The 17,632-nt window shown below is 52.4% G+C and carries 13 protein-coding genes; 12 read left to right on the top strand and 1 reads right to left on the bottom strand.

The genetic code is table 11. The annotated features are described in order from the left end of the window. Nucleotides 1-362: 362 nt before the first annotated feature. The 11 genes from infC to J0X21_RS04275 all read left to right on the top strand — a co-directional run bounded on the left by infC (nucleotide 363) and on the right by J0X21_RS04275 (nucleotide 12,723). The gene (infC, locus tag J0X21_RS04320; RefSeq protein ID WP_206810965.1) at nucleotides 363-878 is read left to right on the top strand and encodes a translation initiation factor IF-3; all 516 of its coding nucleotides are present in this window, start codon (nucleotides 363-365) and stop codon (nucleotides 876-878) included. Nucleotides 879-898: 20 nt separating this feature from the next. Beyond that, on the top strand, nucleotides 899-1,096 hold the full coding sequence (gene rpmI / locus J0X21_RS04315; RefSeq protein ID WP_206810963.1) for a 50S ribosomal protein L35: 198 nt from the start codon (nucleotides 899-901) through the stop codon (nucleotides 1,094-1,096). 33 nt (nucleotides 1,097-1,129) lie between these two features. Further along, complete coding sequence (gene rplT / locus J0X21_RS04310) at nucleotides 1,130-1,489, top strand: 50S ribosomal protein L20 (RefSeq protein WP_206810962.1); 360 nt, start codon at nucleotides 1,130-1,132, stop codon at nucleotides 1,487-1,489. 114 nt (nucleotides 1,490-1,603) lie between these two features. Further along, nucleotides 1,604-2,398 carry a TrmH family RNA methyltransferase gene (locus J0X21_RS04305; RefSeq protein ID WP_206810961.1) on the top strand — a complete coding sequence of 265 codons (795 nt, stop codon included), beginning with the start codon at nucleotides 1,604-1,606 and terminating at the stop codon, nucleotides 2,396-2,398. 73 nt (nucleotides 2,399-2,471) lie between these two features. After that, a complete protein-coding gene (locus J0X21_RS15885) occupies nucleotides 2,472-2,597 on the top strand; it encodes a hypothetical protein (protein ID WP_268939343.1) in 126 nt (41 codons plus the stop codon). Nucleotides 2,598-2,903: 306 nt separating this feature from the next. Further along, complete coding sequence (pheS, locus tag J0X21_RS04300) at nucleotides 2,904-3,926, top strand: phenylalanine--tRNA ligase subunit alpha (protein WP_206810964.1); 1,023 nt, start codon at nucleotides 2,904-2,906, stop codon at nucleotides 3,924-3,926. 33 nt (nucleotides 3,927-3,959) lie between these two features. After that, nucleotides 3,960-6,374, top strand: coding sequence for a phenylalanine--tRNA ligase subunit beta (pheT, locus tag J0X21_RS04295; RefSeq protein ID WP_206810960.1), 2,415 nt, complete (start codon nucleotides 3,960-3,962; stop codon nucleotides 6,372-6,374). 46 nt (nucleotides 6,375-6,420) lie between these two features. Further along, nucleotides 6,421-6,672 (top strand): cell division protein ZapA, encoded by a 252-nt coding sequence (locus J0X21_RS04290; RefSeq protein ID WP_206810959.1) that lies wholly within the window; start codon nucleotides 6,421-6,423, stop codon nucleotides 6,670-6,672. A 140-nt stretch (nucleotides 6,673-6,812) separates the two neighbouring features. After that, nucleotides 6,813-7,784 carry an alkaline phosphatase family protein gene (locus J0X21_RS04285; RefSeq protein WP_206810958.1) on the top strand — a complete coding sequence of 324 codons (972 nt, stop codon included), beginning with the start codon at nucleotides 6,813-6,815 and terminating at the stop codon, nucleotides 7,782-7,784. After that, entirely contained in the window at nucleotides 7,732-10,335 is a 2,604-nt protein-coding gene (locus J0X21_RS04280) for a DUF3656 domain-containing U32 family peptidase (protein WP_206810957.1), read from the top strand. The genes J0X21_RS04285 and J0X21_RS04280 overlap by 53 nt, the downstream gene beginning before the upstream one ends. Before the next feature lie 21 nt (nucleotides 10,336-10,356). Next, on the top strand, nucleotides 10,357-12,723 hold the full coding sequence (locus tag J0X21_RS04275) for an endonuclease MutS2 (RefSeq protein WP_206810956.1): 2,367 nt from the start codon (nucleotides 10,357-10,359) through the stop codon (nucleotides 12,721-12,723). 86 nt (nucleotides 12,724-12,809) lie between these two features. Here the strand turns inward: J0X21_RS04275 and J0X21_RS04270 are convergent, their stop codons facing one another. Then, a complete protein-coding gene (locus J0X21_RS04270) occupies nucleotides 12,810-15,455 on the bottom strand; it encodes a transglycosylase domain-containing protein (RefSeq protein WP_206810955.1) in 2,646 nt (881 codons plus the stop codon). Nucleotides 15,456-15,900: 445 nt separating this feature from the next. Between J0X21_RS04270 and tyrS the strand changes: the two genes are divergently transcribed. Then, nucleotides 15,901-17,169, top strand: coding sequence for a tyrosine--tRNA ligase (gene tyrS, locus J0X21_RS04265; RefSeq protein WP_206810954.1), 1,269 nt, complete (start codon nucleotides 15,901-15,903; stop codon nucleotides 17,167-17,169). The last annotated feature ends 463 nt before the right edge of the window (nucleotides 17,170-17,632 follow it).

The raw sequence follows: 17,632 nt of genomic DNA, 5'->3' as shown, positions 1-17,632 counted from the left end.
ACATTACGCAAAATTACGCACTATGGATTGGAGAAAATTTGACATTTTTCCAATAAAAAAAGCCCTATTTTCAAGGCTTGTAGAGATTTTTATATAAGCGCAAGTGTCAAAGACCCGAGCATCAAAATCGAGAGCATCAAAATCCAGATCACTAAATCCAATCCTTGACACAGCTTAGTTTCACAGGTATAATATCCTTTAGTCAAGTAGAAGCCATCCGCTTCTCACCTCATGGCTCAAGTCGATGAGGTATCTTCGCAATCTGAGCTTAGTTATTTTTGTGCTCATTTGGAAGACGGGTGGCTTATGCCCGTCTTTTATTTGTTTGTTTGGAAGAAAAAATTATTTGGAGGTGGCTGACTATTAGTAAGGATTTACGGATTAATGACGAAATCCGGGCCCGGGAAGTGCGCTTGGTTGGAGAAGAGGGCGAGCAACTCGGGATTATGTCAGGGCGTGATGCTTTGCGCATTGCTCTTGAGAAATCTCTGGACCTGGTGGAAATTGCTCCGACGGCCAAACCACCGGTATGCAAGCTGATGGACTATGGCAAGTTCAAGTACGAACAGGCCAAAAAGGACAAGGAAGCGCGCAAAAAGCATAAAGTGACCGAGATCAAAGAAGTGAAGCTGCGCCCCAATATTGAAGATCATGATTTCGAAACCAAAGCACGCAATGCCCAACGCTTTTTGAATGACGGAGACAAAGTCAAGGTGACGATTATGTTCCGGGGACGGGAGATTACGCATCCCGATCTGGGAAGGAAATTATGCCTGCGTCTTGCTGAGTTTGTAAAAGTGGAGGCAAATATAGAGCGTGAACCCAAGCTTGAAGGCCGCAACATGATTATGATTCTGACTCCGGTAAAACATGACTAACTGAGAGGGGGATATCCCAAATGCCTAAAATGAAAACTCACCGCGGTGCCGCTAAGCGCTTCAAGAAGACCGGAACCGGTAAAATTGTGCGTTCCCATGCTTTCACCAGCCACATTCTGGAGAAGAAATCACCTAAGCGCAAGCGCAATCTGCGCAAATCCGCTGTCATGGCTAAATCCGATGCCAAGCGGATTGAGCGTTTGATCGCCTATATGTAAGAATAACAAGAAATTAAAAGGGAGGTCTTCGCTATGGCCCGTGTTAAAAGAGGGGTTACGAAGCATCAGCGCCATAAGAAAATATTAAAACTGGCTAAAGGATATCGCGGTGCGAAAAGCAAACTTTTCCGCCCGGCTAATGAACAAGTGCTTAAGTCTTTAGCCTATGCCTACGCTCACCGCAAAGACAAGAAAGGGGATTTCCGCAAGCTTTGGATTGCCCGGATCAACGCCGGTGCCCGCTTGAACGGAATGTCCTACAGCCGCATGATTAACGGCCTGAAGAAAGCCGGAGTGGTTGTCAACCGCAAAATGCTGGCCGATCTGGCTGTCAATGATGCCGCGGCTTTTGCACAATTGGTGAATACAGCCAAAGCTGCAGTCAATCAGTAAGCAAAGTCTGCAAGCGAGGTACATTTGATTCAAGTTATTAGATTCTGACAAGTTACTAATTAGAGAGAGGATGCTCAGGCATCCTTTTTCCATATCACATAGGGGTGAGTCCAGATGATCACATCGTTGCAGAACACCCTGGTCAAACACGTAGTTTCTCTGAAGCGGCGCAAAGACCGGGAAGAGGCTGGGGAATTTGTGATTGAGGGACGGCGCTTGCTGGCGGAAGCTTTAAGCAGGGGAGCGGACATCCGTCAGGTGTTTCTGGCCCCGGGGAAAAGGCAGCCGGAATGGGAGCCGCTTATGAAGGAAATAGAACGCCGCCGGCTTCCGCATGAGGAAGTGGATGAGCGGGTCATGCGCAAACTGAGCTTGACTGTGGAGCCCCAGGGATTGCTGGCTGTGATCAAGCAGCCCCGGCATGACTGGGATGATGTTCAAGCGGGCCGGGATACGGTGCTGCTGGTTCTGGACGGAATTCAGGACCCGGGCAACTTGGGCACCATCCTGCGCACGGCCCTGGCTGCTGGCGTGCAGTATGTCTGTCTTAGCAAAGGGACGGTCGATCTCTATAATGACAAGGTGGTGCGCAGCACGATGGGAGCGATTTTTGCCCTGACGGTCCTGGACGAGCAAGAAGCGCCTGAGATTTTGAGCTTCTGCCGGGATCATTCCCTGCGGTTAGCTCTGGCTGACCTGAAAGGAGACGCTCCCTATAAAGCCGGGTTGTTGAAGCCGCCCTTGGCCTTGGTGATCGGAAATGAGGGCAAAGGCCCGCAGGAGCTCTTGCGCTCGGCCGCAGATGTGAAAGTAGCGATACCTATGTTTAATGAGGTGGAATCCTTGAACGCGGCGGTGGCTGCCGGGATTTTGCTCTATGAAACGGTACGCCAAAGGGATTTCTTGTAAAAGACAAATTAAGTGTGCTATAATCGGGGTGAAGCGGTTCAGGAAAATCCAAGCCGAGAAAGGTGGTAATTCCATGTCACCTGGTGATTGGTTGTGGACGATTTTCGAGGCAACCGGTTCCCCTGATGCCTATTTGCTTTACCGAAGATATATTGATAATCCCAGCCGGTTCGAGCAAGTGATGAATGAAACCATGTAAAGAGCTCAAATCGATGATCAGGTTAAAAGGAGATTTCCTGACAGGGAGGGAGTGGCCGCAGACTGAAAGCCAGCCCGGAAATTGACCCTCCTCGTGCGCGAGGTTAAAGTTCGCCTGAGAGTGGCTTATTGATAAGGTAGATAAGCCCGGATGCTCCGCCGTTAACGGAGGGAAAGCGTGGCTTTGTGCCAAATCAGGGTGGTACCGCGGGTAAAATCTCGTCCCTTTCGGGGGATGGGATTTTTTTTAGGTTCCTGGGTTAATATGCTAATTAACAAGTGTAACGAGCAGGGAAGGGTGAGTTATTTGAAAGAGGAAGTTCGCCGGATTGAAGGGCAAGCTCTGGCTGAATTAGAGAAAGCAGAGTCTCTTGAGGAATTGCAGGAAATTAAAGTGCGGGTCTTGGGCAAAAAAGGAAGCCTGACCGCTATGCTCAAACGGATGGGCAGTTTGAGTCCGGAGGAAAGGCCCGTATTCGGACAGGTCGTGAATGAAACGCGGGACCGTCTGGAGCAGGCCTGGGCGGAGGCGGCCCAAAGCCTGGAAGAACAAGCGCTGGCTTTGCGCCTGGAGGCGGAGCGGCTGGATATTTCACTGCCCGGAGCCCGGCTTAAGCACGGGCATCAGCATCCCTTGACCAAGGTGATTGAGGAAATTGAAGACATTTTCCTGGGCATGGGCTTTCAGATTGCGGAAGGGCCGGAGGTCGAAAGCGATTATTATAACTTTGAAGCGCTTAATCTCCCGAAAGAGCACCCAGCCCGGGAAATGCAGGACTCCTTTTATATTACGGAAGAGATTCTTCTGCGGACCCAGACCTCTCCGGTGCAGATCCGGACTATGGAGAAGCTGTATCCTCAGCTCCCGGTAAAGATTATTGCCCCGGGCAAAGTGTACCGCAAAGATGATGATGCCACTCACTCTCCCATGTTTCATCAGGTTGAAGGCCTGGTCATCGACAAGGGCATTCGCATGTCGGATTTGAAAGGAATTCTCCTGAACTTTTCGCGCCGGATGTTCGGGCCTGGACGGGAAATTAGGCTGAGGCCCAGCTTCTTCCCGTTTACGGAACCGAGTGCGGAGGTGGATGTTTCCTGCATGCTCTGCGGCGGTTCAGGCTGCCGCACCTGTAAAGGGAGCGGCTGGATTGAGATTCTGGGCTCAGGCATGGTGCACCCGAAGGTCTTGGAAATGGGCGGGTATGATCCCAAAGAAGTGACCGGCTTTGCCTTTGGTATGGGGGTGGAGCGGATAGCCATGCTTAAATACGGGATTGAAGACATGCGCCTGCTCTTTGACAATGACTTGCGCTTCTTGCGCCAGTTTTAAGTCCATTAATTCAGTGAGTTAGGGGTTGGAAAGATGAAAGTAAGTTTGGAATGGCTGCGGGAACTGGTCAATATAAAGCTGGACGGGGAAAACCTGGCTGAGGTTTTGACCCGGGGCGGGATTGAAGTCGGAAGTGTGGAAAGCCTGAGTGAGGGCTTGGACCAAGTGGTGATCGGGCAGATTAAAGAAATGCAGATTCACCCGGATGCGGACAAGCTGTGGCTGTGCCGGGTTGATACGGGATCAGCGCTTTTAACCCTGGTGACCGGGGCCCAGAACCTCTTGGTCGGAGATAAAGTGCCGGTGGCCCTTGCGGGGGCTGAGCTTCCGAACGGAGCCTCAGTCCAGGAGGCGAAGTTCAGAGGAGTGGTGTCCCAGGGTATGCTCTGCTCGGCAGAAGAGCTGCTGCTCGATCAAAGCGTGGGGCTTGAGCGCAGTGAAGGCGGAATTTTGATTTTGGCTCCGGAGGCTCCGGTGGGGGAACATGTGGCTGATTTTCTCGGACTTAAAGACAGTGTCCTGGATTTGGAGTTGTACCCGAACCGGCCGGATTGCCTGGCGATGGTCAATGTGGCCCGGGAGATTTCTTCCCTCACCGGGGCGCCGGTGAATCTTCCGAAGTGGGCCCTGGCTGAGAAGCTGGGGGATAAACTGGATTTGCCCCTGGTTCAAGATGTGAAGATTGTGATTGAAGATCCTGAGTTGTGTTTCCGCTATGCTGGCCTGATTGTGGAGGACGTCAAGATTGAGCCGGCGCCGGAGTGGATGCAGCGGCGGCTGCGGGCGGCGGGGGTAAGGCCGATCAACAATATCGTGGACATCACCAATTATGTGATGCTGGAACTGGGGCAGCCTTTGCACGCCTTTGACCGGGACAAGATTCAGGGGGCGGTGCATGTGCGCCGGGCTCATGCGGGAGAAGTGCTTACCACCTTGGATCAGGTCGAGCGCAAGCTGGAGACGGACATGCTCTTGATTGCAGATGAAATGTCCGGGCTCGGACTGGCGGGAGTGATGGGAGGACTCGATAGTGAGGTGACTTCCGGGACAAAACGGCTTTTGGTGGAAGCGGCCCATTTTGCCGGGGTCAGCATCCGCCGCACGAGCCGCCGCCTGGGTCTGCGCTCAGAAGCTTCCAACCGCTTTGAAAAAGGGATTAATCCGTACGGAGTGCTGGCCACCCTCGGCCGGGTCAGCGAATTGCTCCTGGAAATCGGGGCCGGACGTCCGGTGGGGTATGTGGATGAAGTGAGCTATCTCCCGCCGCTGGCCGAAGTCACGCTTTCGGTCAAGCGGGCCGGAGAGGTTTTGGGCACGGAAGTGACAGCTGCCGATGTGAAAGGTGTTTTGGACCGGCTCAACTTTGAGTATACGGAAACCCAAGGCTTGTTTACCGTAAAGATTCCGTCGTACCGTTCCGATATTCAGATTGAAGAAGACCTGATTGAAGAAGTAGCCAGGCTGACAGGGTATGATCTTATCCCAACCACTTTGCCCGCAGGAGACCTGACCCAGGGGATGAGAACTCCGGGCCAGGAGATCCGGCGCCGCCTGCGTCAGGTATTGATCGGGGCCGGAATGAACGAGGTCTTGACGTATTCTTTCACCCGTCCGGATACGGACCGCAAATGGGGCAAAGCGGAGCAGAGGATAGCGCTCATGAACCCGCTCCGGGAAGAACTGAGCGTAATGCGCACTTCGCTTGTGCCGGGGCTGTTGGAGGTGGCAGTCCGTAATCTCAGCCGCCGCAATACGGATGTGGCCATTTTTGAAATGGGCAATGTCTATTTAAGTGAGGAAGAGACCCTGACCAAGCTGCCGCAGGAAGAGCTGCGGGCGGCGGGCCTGGCCGTGGGCAAGAGTGAGCGCCACTGGCTTAGTCCGGTGCTGGAGTATGACTTTTATTACCTTAAAGGGGTGCTGGAGGAACTCGCTAAGGAGTTTGGGCTCTCTTTTGCCTACCGGGCGCTGACAGGCGAAGAACTGCTTCATCCGGGCCGTTCCGCGGCAGTATACCTGGGCGAACAGAGGATTGGGTTCTTAGGGGAGCTTCATCCCCGGACTGCCAAAGAGTTGGATTTGGAACGGGCGGTGGTCTTTGAAATTGAAGTGCAGCCATTGATCGAACAGGCGGGCACTCAGGTGCTGGTGCAGGCGATCCCGCGCTTCCCGGCGGTGCAGCGGGATCTGGCATTGATTGTGCCGAAAGAGACTCCGGCTGCCGCGGTCGTGGCCAAGATCCGGAGCCTGGGCGGAGAACTGTTGCAGGAAGTGGAAGTCTTCGACGTCTATACCGGAAAGCAGGTGCCGGAAGACCGTAAGAGCCTTGCCTTCAGCCTGCGCTACCAGTCGCTGGAGCGTACCCTTAAGGATGAGGAGGTAAATGAACTAAATTCGCGCATTTTAGAGGGAATTCAGCAGGAATTTGCTGCAGAATGGCGAAAATAGTAGATGGGTAAGAAGGATGGTAAGAAATAGGAAGCGAGGGGTAGGCATGGCTCACGAGACGCAGAAAGTCGAGATTTTCGGGGAAAAGTATGCTGTGCGTGGGGAAGCAAGCCCTGAGCATATCCAGGCGGTTGCCCGTGAAGTGGATAAGAGAATGCACCTGATTGCCCAGCGTTTTCCGCGCCTGCCTTACCACCAGGTGGCTGTCCTGGCTGCCCTGAACCTGGCCGATGACCTGGCCAGGCTGCGCGAGGAGCAGGAGACTCTGATGCAGCTCTTAGGGGAAAAGACGGAGTAGCCTTTGGTCTCTTTTTAAAACGTAATCTAAGAAGTCAAGAAGCATCTGGGAGACCGGGTGCTCTTTTCTTTGGCATGCTGGCTTTTTCAGGGAAAGTTGGATACACTAGAGAAGTGTAGAAAGAGAGCGGGGGAAGATGGATGCACCTGGTTATGTTTTTTATTGACGGATTTGGTCTTGGGAGTGAAGAAGCCAACCCGATTGTGGCCGCCCGTACGCCGGTGGTCGACCGGTTGCTGGGGGGGCATCTGCTTTGGGGGAAGCGGGTGCTGGCGCACGGACAAACGGTTTTACGGCCGCTGGATGCTTCCCTGAGGGTTCCGGGTGTGCCCCAGAGCGCGACCGGGCAGACTACTCTCTGGACGGGCATGAATGCGGCCAAGGCGTTAGGGTATCATTTGAACGCTTATCCCAATGAGGCTTTAGCCAAAATTATAGCCGAGCACAGCCTTTTTAAGCAATTAGCGGCCTGCGGCAAGAAAGTGACGTTTGCCAATGCCTTTACTTCCGTGATTGACCAGTCCTTTTACCTGAATGCCAAGCCCAAGAAAAGATATTCCGCTTCGACCTTAAGCGCCCTGGCAGGAGGAGTGCGCTTGCGGCGGGCCAAGGACCTGCTTGAGGGAAAGGCGGTTTTTCAGGATATGGTGAATGAGATCATGCGCGAGCGGGGGGAGGATGTCCCTTTGTTTACTCCATTTGAAGCCGGGCAGAACTTGGCCCGGGTATGTTTGGAGCATGATTTTACCCTCTATGAATATTTTCAGACAGATAAGAAAGGACACAAGCAGGTCTGGAATGAATGTGTGGACATTATTGAACGAATCGACAGTTTTCTGGGTGGGTTTTTATCTATTGTGGAAAGTTCCGATGATAATGTGGCACTGATCTTAACCAGTGACCATGGCAATATTGAAGACTTTCGGGTAAAGGGGCACACCCTCAATCCGGTGCCCGCTTTGTGCTGGTCCAAGCGGCCTCTGAAGTGGCCGGAATGGCAAAGCATTGAGGAAGTAACCCCTGGGATTGTGGAACTGTTGACCAAAGGAGAGACCGTTGATGGAATCAAGGCTGCAAACAATGGAATTGCTGGCCCCGGCAGGGAGCTTTGAAGCGTTTAAAGCGGCGGTGGAAAACGGGGCGGATGCGGTCTATTTGGGCGGGAAGTCCTTTAACGCCCGTGCCAGCGCCGCTAATTTTGACCTAGACAGCCTGCGGGAAGTGGTGCGTTATGCTCATGAGCGGGAGGCAAAAATTTATGTCACGGTCAATATCCTGATTGCGGATCAGGAATTTACGGAGTTGGTCGATTACCTATACTCTTTGTATGAGCTGGGGGTTGATGCCGTCATCCTTCAAGATGTCGGAGTAGCAGCCTTGCTCGAACAGGTTTTGCCCGAGCTGGAAAAGCACGCGAGTACGCAAATGACGGTGAGTACCGGGTGGGGCGTCAAGCACTTGGAAGGGATTGGCTTTAAGCGGGTAGTACTGGCGCGCGAAACCTCGGCTAATGAAATGCGGCAAATCGCGGAAGGCACCCCGCTGGAGATCGAAGTCTTTGTTCACGGTGCTCTCTGTATTTGCTATTCCGGGCAATGCCTGATGTCCAGCTTCATCGGCGGGCGCAGCGGCAACCGGGGCACCTGTGCCCAGCCCTGCCGCCTGACCTACCAATTGGTGGGGCAAAAGGGCGAGGACTATTTGGCCGGAGAGAACATCGGGGAACATTTATTAAGCCCGCGTGACCTGAATTTGGTGGAATACCTGGGGGAACTGCGGGAAAGCGGAGTTGACTCCCTAAAAATAGAAGGCAGAATGAAGAGGCCGGAATATGTGGCAACGGTGGTGCGCCTGTATCGCCAGGCCCTTGACCGGTTGGCGCAATTCCCGGGGGCAAGGGGACGACTGGAATTACTTAAGGCGGAGGAAAAGCGCGAGCTCTTGCAGATTTTCAACCGGGATTTTACCCAGGCTTATTTGCTGGAGCATCCCGGGGCTGAACTCATGAGCTATAACCGGCCTAATAACCGGGGAACGAGGCTTGGACGGGTTGTGAAGACGGAAAAAGGGCGCCTGGTTCTAAAGCTGGAAGCCGGACTGCAAGTGGGAGACGGAATCGAGATCTGGACCGGGCGCGGGCGGGAAGGGCTTACAGTCGAGCAGATTTGGGTTGTGGATGGGGAGGCTGGGCAGGCAGCAAGCCGCAATACGGTACAGGCGGCGAGCGGCCAAACGGTGCAGGTTCCTTTCAGCGGCCAGTCTCGGCCCGGAGACCGCGTATTTAAGACGCATGACGCGGTTCTTATGGAAAAGGCGCGTCTCAGTTTCCAGGAGGGGAAGGAGCAGCGTAAGCGCCCCTTAAGGATTAAGGTGAGCGGAAAGGCCGGGGAAAAGCTGATACTGGAAGCGTGGAACGGAGAACGCTCAGTCGAGGTTTGGTCTGCGGCTTTGGCCCAGACCGCCTTGAAACGGCCCTTAAGTTATGAGTTTTTGATGCAGCAGCTGGGGCGGCTTGGCACCACACCGTTTGTACTTGAGCAATTGGAGCTTGATTTGGAAGGGGAGATCATGCTCCCGGTAAGTGAACTGAATGAGATGCGGCGGCAAGCGGTGGAGGAGCTGCTCAAAGAGCCTAAGCGCAGGCCGGTGCCTGCAGAGGTGTACCGGAAAAGAGTGGCCGAGTGGCAACAGGAGCAGCAAAGGCTTAAGCGTGAGCTCCGGTCCGCGGGGAATGCCGGCGGGAAGACCGGGGCAAAGCGGGGCGGGGTACTGACTGTAGCCGTTGGCGATCCCCAGGCACTGGAGGCGGCTCTTAAAGGTGGAGCGCGCCGCCTTCTTCTCGGAGGGGAACAATGGCGCTCGCGCCGGGGTTTTAGCCTGAAGGAAATTCAGGAAGGGCTGGAATTATGCCGCCGGCAAGGGGCAGTAGCAGTATGGAGAATGCCGCGCATTCTCAACCAGGAGCAAAGCAGGCATTGGCTTAAGCGGCTGGAACAAGCGGCGGCTTGGCCTGAGCGTCCGGTTCTGATGGTGGGGAACCTGGGGGAACTGGAACTCATCCGGGGGCTTGATCCTGCCTGGCCGTTCGAGGTGGATTATTCCCTCAATGTATTCAATGAAGCGAGCCTCTATCACTTCTTTAAGCAGGGGGCGGGTATGGTCACCCTGTCTCCGGAGCTGCACCATGAGCAAATCCGTCCTTTGGCCCAGTGGCCCAGGGTGGAAGTCTTGGTATTTGGGGATCTGGAACTGATGGTGAGCGAATACTGTCCGGTGGGCGCGACCCGCGGGGGCAAAAAAGGCGACAGCTGCAGCGGCCCCTGTGTCAAAGACCCGCATTACCTGCGCGATCGCATGAACTACGATTTTCCGCTTGAGACGGATCAGGAGTGCCGGATGCACCTTTTTAACGTCAAAAGGCTTAACCTGTATCAGGAATTGGAAACCATCTCAAAAATGGGCGTAACGTCCGTGAGGCTGCACTTGGTAAGGGAGAAGCGACATCAAGTGTTAGAGGTGGTTAAGCTTTTTTCTGCCGCCTGGGACAAGATCGCTGCGGGGCGAAAGCCTGACCCGGCAGAGATCGCGGACGGGACGGCTGCCTTGGAGAAGCTGTTTCCGGATGGCTTTACCAAAGGACACTTTTTCAGAGGCGTGCTGTAGTATTTACGAAAGAGGATGACAATGAGTATTCACGAAAAAGTCTTACACAAGCTGGATTTTCCTAAAATCCAAGAACGCTTAGCCGAGTTCTGCCGCCTGCCGCGGTCGCGGGAACTGGCCTTGGCGCTCCGGCCGTACACAAACACGGAACGGATTGGGAAACTTTTGCAGGAGACGGATGAAGGAAAAGAACTTCTGCGGCTGCACCCGCTGTTCTCGGTGGGCGGGGCCAAAGAAGTGCGCCCTTTTTTGGAAAGGTGCCTGCGCGGGGGAGTGCTTGCTCCCGAGGAGCTGCTGCAAGTACGGGATACCTTGCGCGCCGGGAGACAGGTGCGCAATTTCTTCAGTGAGGATAAGGGGAATTTTCCCCGTTTACGTGAAGTTGGGGAGCGGATTATCCCGGAACGGGAGTTGGAGGTTCAGATTTCGGCGGCCATCACGGAAGATGCGGCCGTCGCTGACAATGCCTCGATTGAACTGGCCCAGCTGCGCAAGGCCAAGGCCAGGGTGCAGCAGCGGATCAGGGAGAGCCTGGAAGGAATTTTGCGCAACCCGGCCCAGCAAAAGATGCTTCAAGATCTCTTGATTACCCAGCGCGGGGACCGGTATGTCCTCCCGGTCAAACAAGAATACCGCGGGGCTTTTCCGGGCATTGTCCACGACCAGTCGGCCAGCGGGGCAACCTTGTTCATCGAGCCGTTAACCGTGGTTAATCTTGGCAATGAGCTGCGGGAAGTGGTGCTGAAGGAGCAGCGCGAGGTCGAACGGATCTTGAATATGCTGGCCCGCGCGATTGAAGGGAAAGCTGAGTCTATCGCGGATGGGCACGAGGCTTTGGCGGTCTTGGATTTTATCCTGGCCAAAAGCCATTTAAGCGCCCACATGAATGGGGGTAGTCCCAAGCTGGCAGAGAATCAAGTGGTGAAACTGATTGAAGCCCGGCATCCCCTGCTCAGCGGGAGAGTGGTTCCTTTGTCTCTGGAACTGGGAACGAAGTTTTCCACCTTAGTCATCACCGGCCCCAATACCGGGGGGAAAACGGTAGCGCTCAAAACCATCGGGCTTTTGTGCGCGATGGCCCAGGCCGGGCTGCACATCCCGGCAGAGAGCGAGTCCGCCGTGGGCGTGTTTACCCAGATCTTTGCGGATATCGGGGATGAGCAGAGTGTGGAGCAGTCGTTGAGCACTTTTTCCGGGCATATGAAAAATATTGTGGAAATTGTCACCTCCGCCGATGCCAGATCGTTAATCCTGCTCGATGAAGTCGGCGCCGGAACCGATCCTACGGAAGGGGCGGCTTTAGCCATGGCGATTCTGGCCGAGCTGCATGAGCGGGGATCAAGAATTGTAGCAACCACCCATTACGGAGCCTTAAAAGCGTTTGCCTATGAGACCGCCGGTGTGGAAAACGCTTCAGTCGAATTCGATGTTGAGACCTTGCGCCCTACGTACCGGCTATTGGTAGGGATTCCCGGACGCAGCAATGCCTTGACTATCGCCGGGCGCTTAGGGCTGGAAGAAGGAATATTAAACCGGGCGCGCCGGTATTTTTCCGAGCGGGAACTGCAAATGGAGGATCTTCTTGAAAACTTAGAAGACACCCAGCGCGAAATCGAAGTGGAAAAACGCAAAGCCCAATCGGCTAGGGCTGCGGTGGAGCAGAAGCACCAGGAGCTGAGCCGGAAGTCGGCGGCCATGGCTGAGGAATATGAACGGATCATTAATAAGGGCAAGGATGAAGCGGAAAATATCATCCGCCAGACCAAGCGTGAGGCAGAGGAATTATTGGCTGAATTAAAAGAGGCCATTAAAAAGGAGAATAAACAGCAGCAGGACATTGAGCGGGCGCGCCAAGGCCTAAAAAAACTGGCCGGAAAAGTCGAAGCCAAGAGCCCGAGCCTTGCGGGTAATAACTCGGGGTTAAGGTCGGAGGATATTAAGCTGGGGCAGACCGTGTATATGACCAAGCTGAGGCAGAAAGGGCAAATACTCAAGCTTCTCAATGAAAGTGGAGAAGTGCTGGTCCAGGCGGGCGTGCTGAAGGTCAATGTTCCACTCTCCGAACTGAGGTTGGCCGAGTCAGAAAAACCGGTGGTTCCCCAGCGCTCCGGACAAGGAAGTTTAGGACGGGGCAAGGCCGAAACCGTGCGCAGTGAAATCGACCTGCGAGGGATGCAGATTGAGGAGGCCAGTTACGCTCTGGATAAGTATTTAGACGATGCCGTTTTATCAGGTATCAGCCAGATTTATGTGATTCATGGGAAGGGGACCGGAGCGCTGCGGTCAGGGATACAGGAATTTTTGCGCGGGCACCCGCATGTGCGCGCTTTTCGCCTGGGGCAGCATGGAGAGGGAGATCTGGGCGTTACGGTGGTTGAGTTGAAATAGAAGTGGGGCATAACAATAGGAGCATCCCAACCTGTGATTGGAGACGCTCCTATTTGCGTTTCTAAAGCCGCCGGAAATATTGGTTTTTAGTCGGTTAATTTTAGCTTTACGCTGTTTGAGGGCGGGCCGACGGCCTGGGTTTTAGGATCAATGACGGCAGCCCAGAATCTGTAGTCACCTGGAATGATTTCACTGCTATCCCCGCCGACCGGAACAGAGACTTTGGAAGATTTGCCGTTTAAGCCATCCGGGATAAAGGTTTCTAAGGTATTGGCTCCCGGACGGAGGAGGTAGATGATCGCCGAGTATTTGTTGCTTCCCGGCGGGAAGGAAATGTTCAGGGTTGCCATGGCGGTAGCTGCGTTGTAAGATAACTGTCCCAAGTCCGGAGTCGGCAATTTATCATCCCCTTTAGGGGGGTAAATATTGGTTTCCGGGACAAGAGCAGGTGCTGACGGGGCATACTCAGTGGGCATCCGGTAAGGTGCCTCATCTGAAGGCCAGGTCCAGGAGGGATCGCGGTCGGTAATATTTAGGAATATCTTGGCTTGTTTATTTTTCGTAGAGTCAGATGCTAAATAAGATGGGTTATCGGCATCCACTTCTTTTTCAACCCAGATATCGCTTACTTTGGACGGGAAATCACCCTGGGCGGCGATTTCTGTGCGCACGAATTGCGCCGGGGTAAGACTGCTGGGGAGCAAGCCTGATTTCGTATCGATTTGTCCGCTCACAATTCCGCTCGGCTTCGTGAAGGAGGCTTGGGGCTTTTCCCCGGCGAGAGCCGCTGTCATGACCGCTTTCCAGATGCGGGCCGGATAGCTGCCGCCATAAACTTTGCGCAGGTAATGATTCTTGTCTTTATCTTCGTCGTACCCCATCCAGACTACGGCGGTATATTTCGGAGTGTAACCGGCAAACCAGGCATCGGGGTTGCCGGAACGGTTGCCGTAATCTTCCGGAAGGGAAGTGGTACCGGTCTTGCCGGCGACGGCCCAGCCGCTGATTTGGGCTCTGGTTCCGGTTCCTTCTTTAACGACCGTACTTAGCATGTCGTTGATGAGATAGGCCGTTGTGTCTTTCATAACTTTTTGCTGAGTGATTTGAGCGGTGGCGACCTGGTTGCCGTTGGAATCAAGAATTTTTTCAACGGCATGGGTGGTCACTCTGACTCCGTTATTGCCGTAAACCCCGTAAGCTTTTGCCATATCCAGAGTTGAAACATGAGTCGTTCCAAGAGCCAGGCTGAGATTGTAGCGTTCGTCGTCTTTGAGAGGTAGCCCAAGATTATCTTTGCCGAATTTCCAGCCGTACTCTACTCCTATTTGGTTCATCAGCTTAACAGCATAGACATTGACGGAATTTCTTAGGGCTTCGCGCATGGTGATGAGCCCTTTCCAACCCGAGGTTTCCGTATCAAAGTCTACCGGGGCCCAGACTTTGCCGTTTCCGGCACTGTATTTTACCGGCATATCATCAAGCACGGTTCCCGGGAAATACCCGCCTTTTTCCAGAGCGGGGCCATACACGACCAAAGGCTTGATCGTAGATCCGGGCTGCCGGTTCGCTTGCCAGGCCCGGTTGAGCCCGCGCGGGGTGTAATTGCGCCCGCCGACCATCGCCCGAATGGCGCCGTTACCTTGTTCGATAACCGTCATAGCCCCTTGTACCGGCATCTGCGGATCAACGGACTGCGGGAAATTTTCATTTTTGGCAAACTGTGCTTCAGCCTCAGTTTGGATTTTGGGGTCGACCGTGGTGTAAATATGCAAACCGCCGTTAAATATCTGATCCTCGCTCAGGTTGTAAGTAGTGCTCAATTCCTCAATGACATAGTCGACAAAGTACGGGAATTTATAGGGGGCAGCGGCAACTGTTGTTTTTTGATCATTGCCGGTCCGGTTCTTATTTTTCATCTGATCCACATAGGTAAACGGTTCTTCTTTGTACTTGTTATACTCGTCTGCCGTAATGATTCCGGCATCTTTCATCACACCTAAAACAACATTGCGCCGGTATTTGGCATCATCCGGGTGCTGATAGGGGTCATAGCGGCTGGGTCCTTGAGGCAGTCCCGCCAGCAGCGCCACTTCTGGCGGGGTTAAATCGTTTAGATTATCCCTGCCGAAATAGGTTTTAGCAGCTGTGCGAATCCCGAAGGAGGATTCGCCAAAGGGGATTTTATTGAGATAGAAGGTTAAAATTTGATCCTTGGTATACTCGTGTTCTAGTTGCAGGGCTAAGGCTGCTTCCTGAATCTTGCGCGTAAACGTTTTAGCAGTGGGATTTTGGATAAAGGCATTTTTCGCCAGCTGAACGGTAATGGTACTCGCGCCTTCTTTTTTGCTTCGGGAAAGAATGTCGTTGACGGCGGCGCCAATAATCCGAATCGGATCCACTCCAAAATGCTGGTAAAAGCGCTTGTCTTCGACTGCGACGAATGTATCCTTGACTAACTTCGGAATGTCTTGGGATTCTGCCACGAGGCGGTTTTCGTCGGCATGCAGGGTGGCTATCTGCTGACCGTCTTTATCGTAAAGAACGGAGGACTGTTTGAGATCCGTGATAGCCCCCGGATCCCATTTCGGTGTTTTAGCGACGCTGACACCGATAAAAATAAAAGCAACAAGCATAACGATGCCGAAAATGCTCCCGGCAGTGAGCAGAAACAAGCGCCATTTGGACAGGCGCCTTTTACCCTTTGATCCCTGAGCTTGTGTTCGGGGTGACATATCTGTGCCTCCTGCCTCTTAATAATAGGAAAAAAGCTAATTCTACGATTAGCTCTCATTGGATTATAGCATATTTTTACGCCAGAAGTGTAATTTAAGGGTTGAAATAACCGCACACAGCCATGTAACGCTTGCATATTCACGCTCTTAAAGCTATAATATCTGTAACTTCATACATTAAACGGAATGACTGAGAAGAAACTTGATGGGATTGAGGTCAAGAGAGTCGGTGGCTGGTGTGAACCGAACCTAATAATTAAGGTATACGCCTCAGGACTGGAGTTAATACCTCCCGGGGAAGCAACGTTATGGCTTAAAGAGATGACCTGAAGCGCGTTCGCAAGGCTGCGGATAGGTCAATGTGGGTGGTACCGCGGAAATTTTCGTCCCTCAACGTAAGTTGAGGGATTTTATTCTTTTCAAAACGAAAATGGAGGGATTTCTAATGGATATTTTTGACGACTTAAAAGAAAGAGGACTTATATACCAACATACGGATGAGGACATGCTGCGGGCGCGGCTTAATTCCGGCCCGATTACTTTGTACTGCGGCTTTGACCCAACTGCCGACAGTTTGCATATCGGGAGCTTGCTTCCCATTCTGGTTCTAAGAAGATTTCAGCTGGCGGGGCATCGTCCAATTGCTTTAGTAGGCGGAGCAACCGGCTTGATTGGTGATCCCAGCGGCAAAGTTTCTGAAAGGTCGCTTAATCCCAAAGAAGTCGTGGAGGAATGGTCGGAAAAAATCAAGGCTCAGCTCGCTCAATTTCTGGATTTTGACAGTGGAGAGAACGCGGCCATGTTAGCCAACAATTATGAATGGCTGGGTTCGCTGCAGGTGATCGATTTTTTGCGTGATGTGGGCCGAAACTTTTCGATTGCTACCATGCTCGGTAAAGAGTCGGTGGAATCACGGCTGAGCAAAGGGCTTTCTTTTACGGAATTCAGTTACATGATTTTGCAGTCTTATGATTTTATGAAGTTAAATGAGGTTTATGGCTGCGAACTTCAGGTAGGCGGCAGTGATCAATGGGGCAACATTACTTCAGGGATTGATTTAATTAGAAGAATGAGCCTGGATGAAGAAAAGACTGTTCATGGACTTACGATGCCGTTAGTAACGAAGAGTGACGGAACAAAATTCGGCAAGACCGAATCCGGCACGATCTGGCTGGATGCGTCTAAGACTTCTCCTTATAAGTTGTATCAGTTCTGGCTAAATACGGATGACCGTGATGTGATTAAGTTTTTGAAGTATTTTACCTTCCTCCCACTTGCTGAAATAAATGCTTTGGCGGAAGAAGTTGAGAAACAACCGGAGAAAAGAAACGCGCAACGGGTGTTGGCTCAGGAAGTGACCAAGCTGGTCCACGGAGAGGACGCTTTGCGCCGGGCGGAAAATATCAGTTATGCCCTCTTTACCGGCGGAGTGGAGAATCTCTCCGGGGCGGAGATTGAGGAAGGGCTCAGTGATGTGCCGTCTGCAACGATTGAAGATGACGGAATTACTTTAGTGGATCTGTTGGTCGAAACAGGAGTGGTATCTTCGAAAAGACAGGCGAGGGAGGCTATCGAGAGCGGGGCGATTTATCTTAATGGTCATAGGTATACAGATTTAGCGTTAACGGTGAAGGATCTTGTACGCCTCGATGGAAAATACCTTGTCATCCGCAGAGGGAAGAAAAACTACTATTTAGTGAAGTTTGCCCGCTAAGTACTAATTTTGATTGGCATATTTGGTCTCAATGTCTTTAAGCAATGTCAGAAAAGTACATTCAAAATTTCTGGCATTGTTTTTGTTTTTTAGTTCTATTAATTAACATTTTCATAATTTAATTACTCTAGCTGGACCGAAATTTATGTTTATGTTATATTATGTCTCGTTATCGGCGGATGCCTGTAAACGTTGGAAATGCCAACAAGCTACACGGCTGAAAGCTAATTTTAGCACTAAATAAAAAGGTGTTGACAGCGATTAATCCGCATGATATTATAATTAAGCGTCACGACAAGCGACGCCAAAACGCTGGCAGCAGCGGACGGAATAAAAAATAAACTGTTGACATCGAAAAGATGTTATGCTAAGATAAGATTCCGTCAGCCGATTAAGGCAGCGAACATCCTGATCTTTGAAAACTAAACAACAAGACGCCAATGGAACTCGTCAGTAAAAGCTG

It is taken from the genome of Paradesulfitobacterium ferrireducens, assembly GCF_017310645.1.
Classification (GTDB): Bacteria; Bacillota; Desulfitobacteriia; order Desulfitobacteriales; family Desulfitobacteriaceae; genus Paradesulfitobacterium; species Paradesulfitobacterium ferrireducens.
This window is presented reverse-complemented; position numbering and strand designations above follow the sequence as displayed.

Coding starts and splice junctions, on each gene's coding strand:
- rplT (WP_206810962.1), top strand. CDS start 1,130: ATGGCCCGTGTTAAAAGAGGGGTTACGAAGCATCAGCGCCATAAGAAA.
- J0X21_RS04275 (WP_206810956.1), top strand. CDS start 10,357: ATGAGTATTCACGAAAAAGTCTTACACAAGCTGGATTTTCCTAAAATC.
- J0X21_RS04270 (WP_206810955.1), bottom strand. CDS start 15,455: ATGTCACCCCGAACACAAGCTCAGGGATCAAAGGGTAAAAGGCGCCTG.
- pheT (WP_206810960.1), top strand. CDS start 3,960: ATGAAAGTAAGTTTGGAATGGCTGCGGGAACTGGTCAATATAAAGCTG.
- tyrS (WP_206810954.1), top strand. CDS start 15,901: ATGGATATTTTTGACGACTTAAAAGAAAGAGGACTTATATACCAACAT.
- rpmI (WP_206810963.1), top strand. CDS start 899: ATGCCTAAAATGAAAACTCACCGCGGTGCCGCTAAGCGCTTCAAGAAG.
- J0X21_RS04280 (WP_206810957.1), top strand. CDS start 7,732: ATGGAATCAAGGCTGCAAACAATGGAATTGCTGGCCCCGGCAGGGAGC.
- J0X21_RS04290 (WP_206810959.1), top strand. CDS start 6,421: ATGGCTCACGAGACGCAGAAAGTCGAGATTTTCGGGGAAAAGTATGCT.
- J0X21_RS04285 (WP_206810958.1), top strand. CDS start 6,813: ATGCACCTGGTTATGTTTTTTATTGACGGATTTGGTCTTGGGAGTGAA.
- J0X21_RS15885 (WP_268939343.1), top strand. CDS start 2,472: ATGTCACCTGGTGATTGGTTGTGGACGATTTTCGAGGCAACCGGTTCC.
- J0X21_RS04305 (WP_206810961.1), top strand. CDS start 1,604: ATGATCACATCGTTGCAGAACACCCTGGTCAAACACGTAGTTTCTCTG.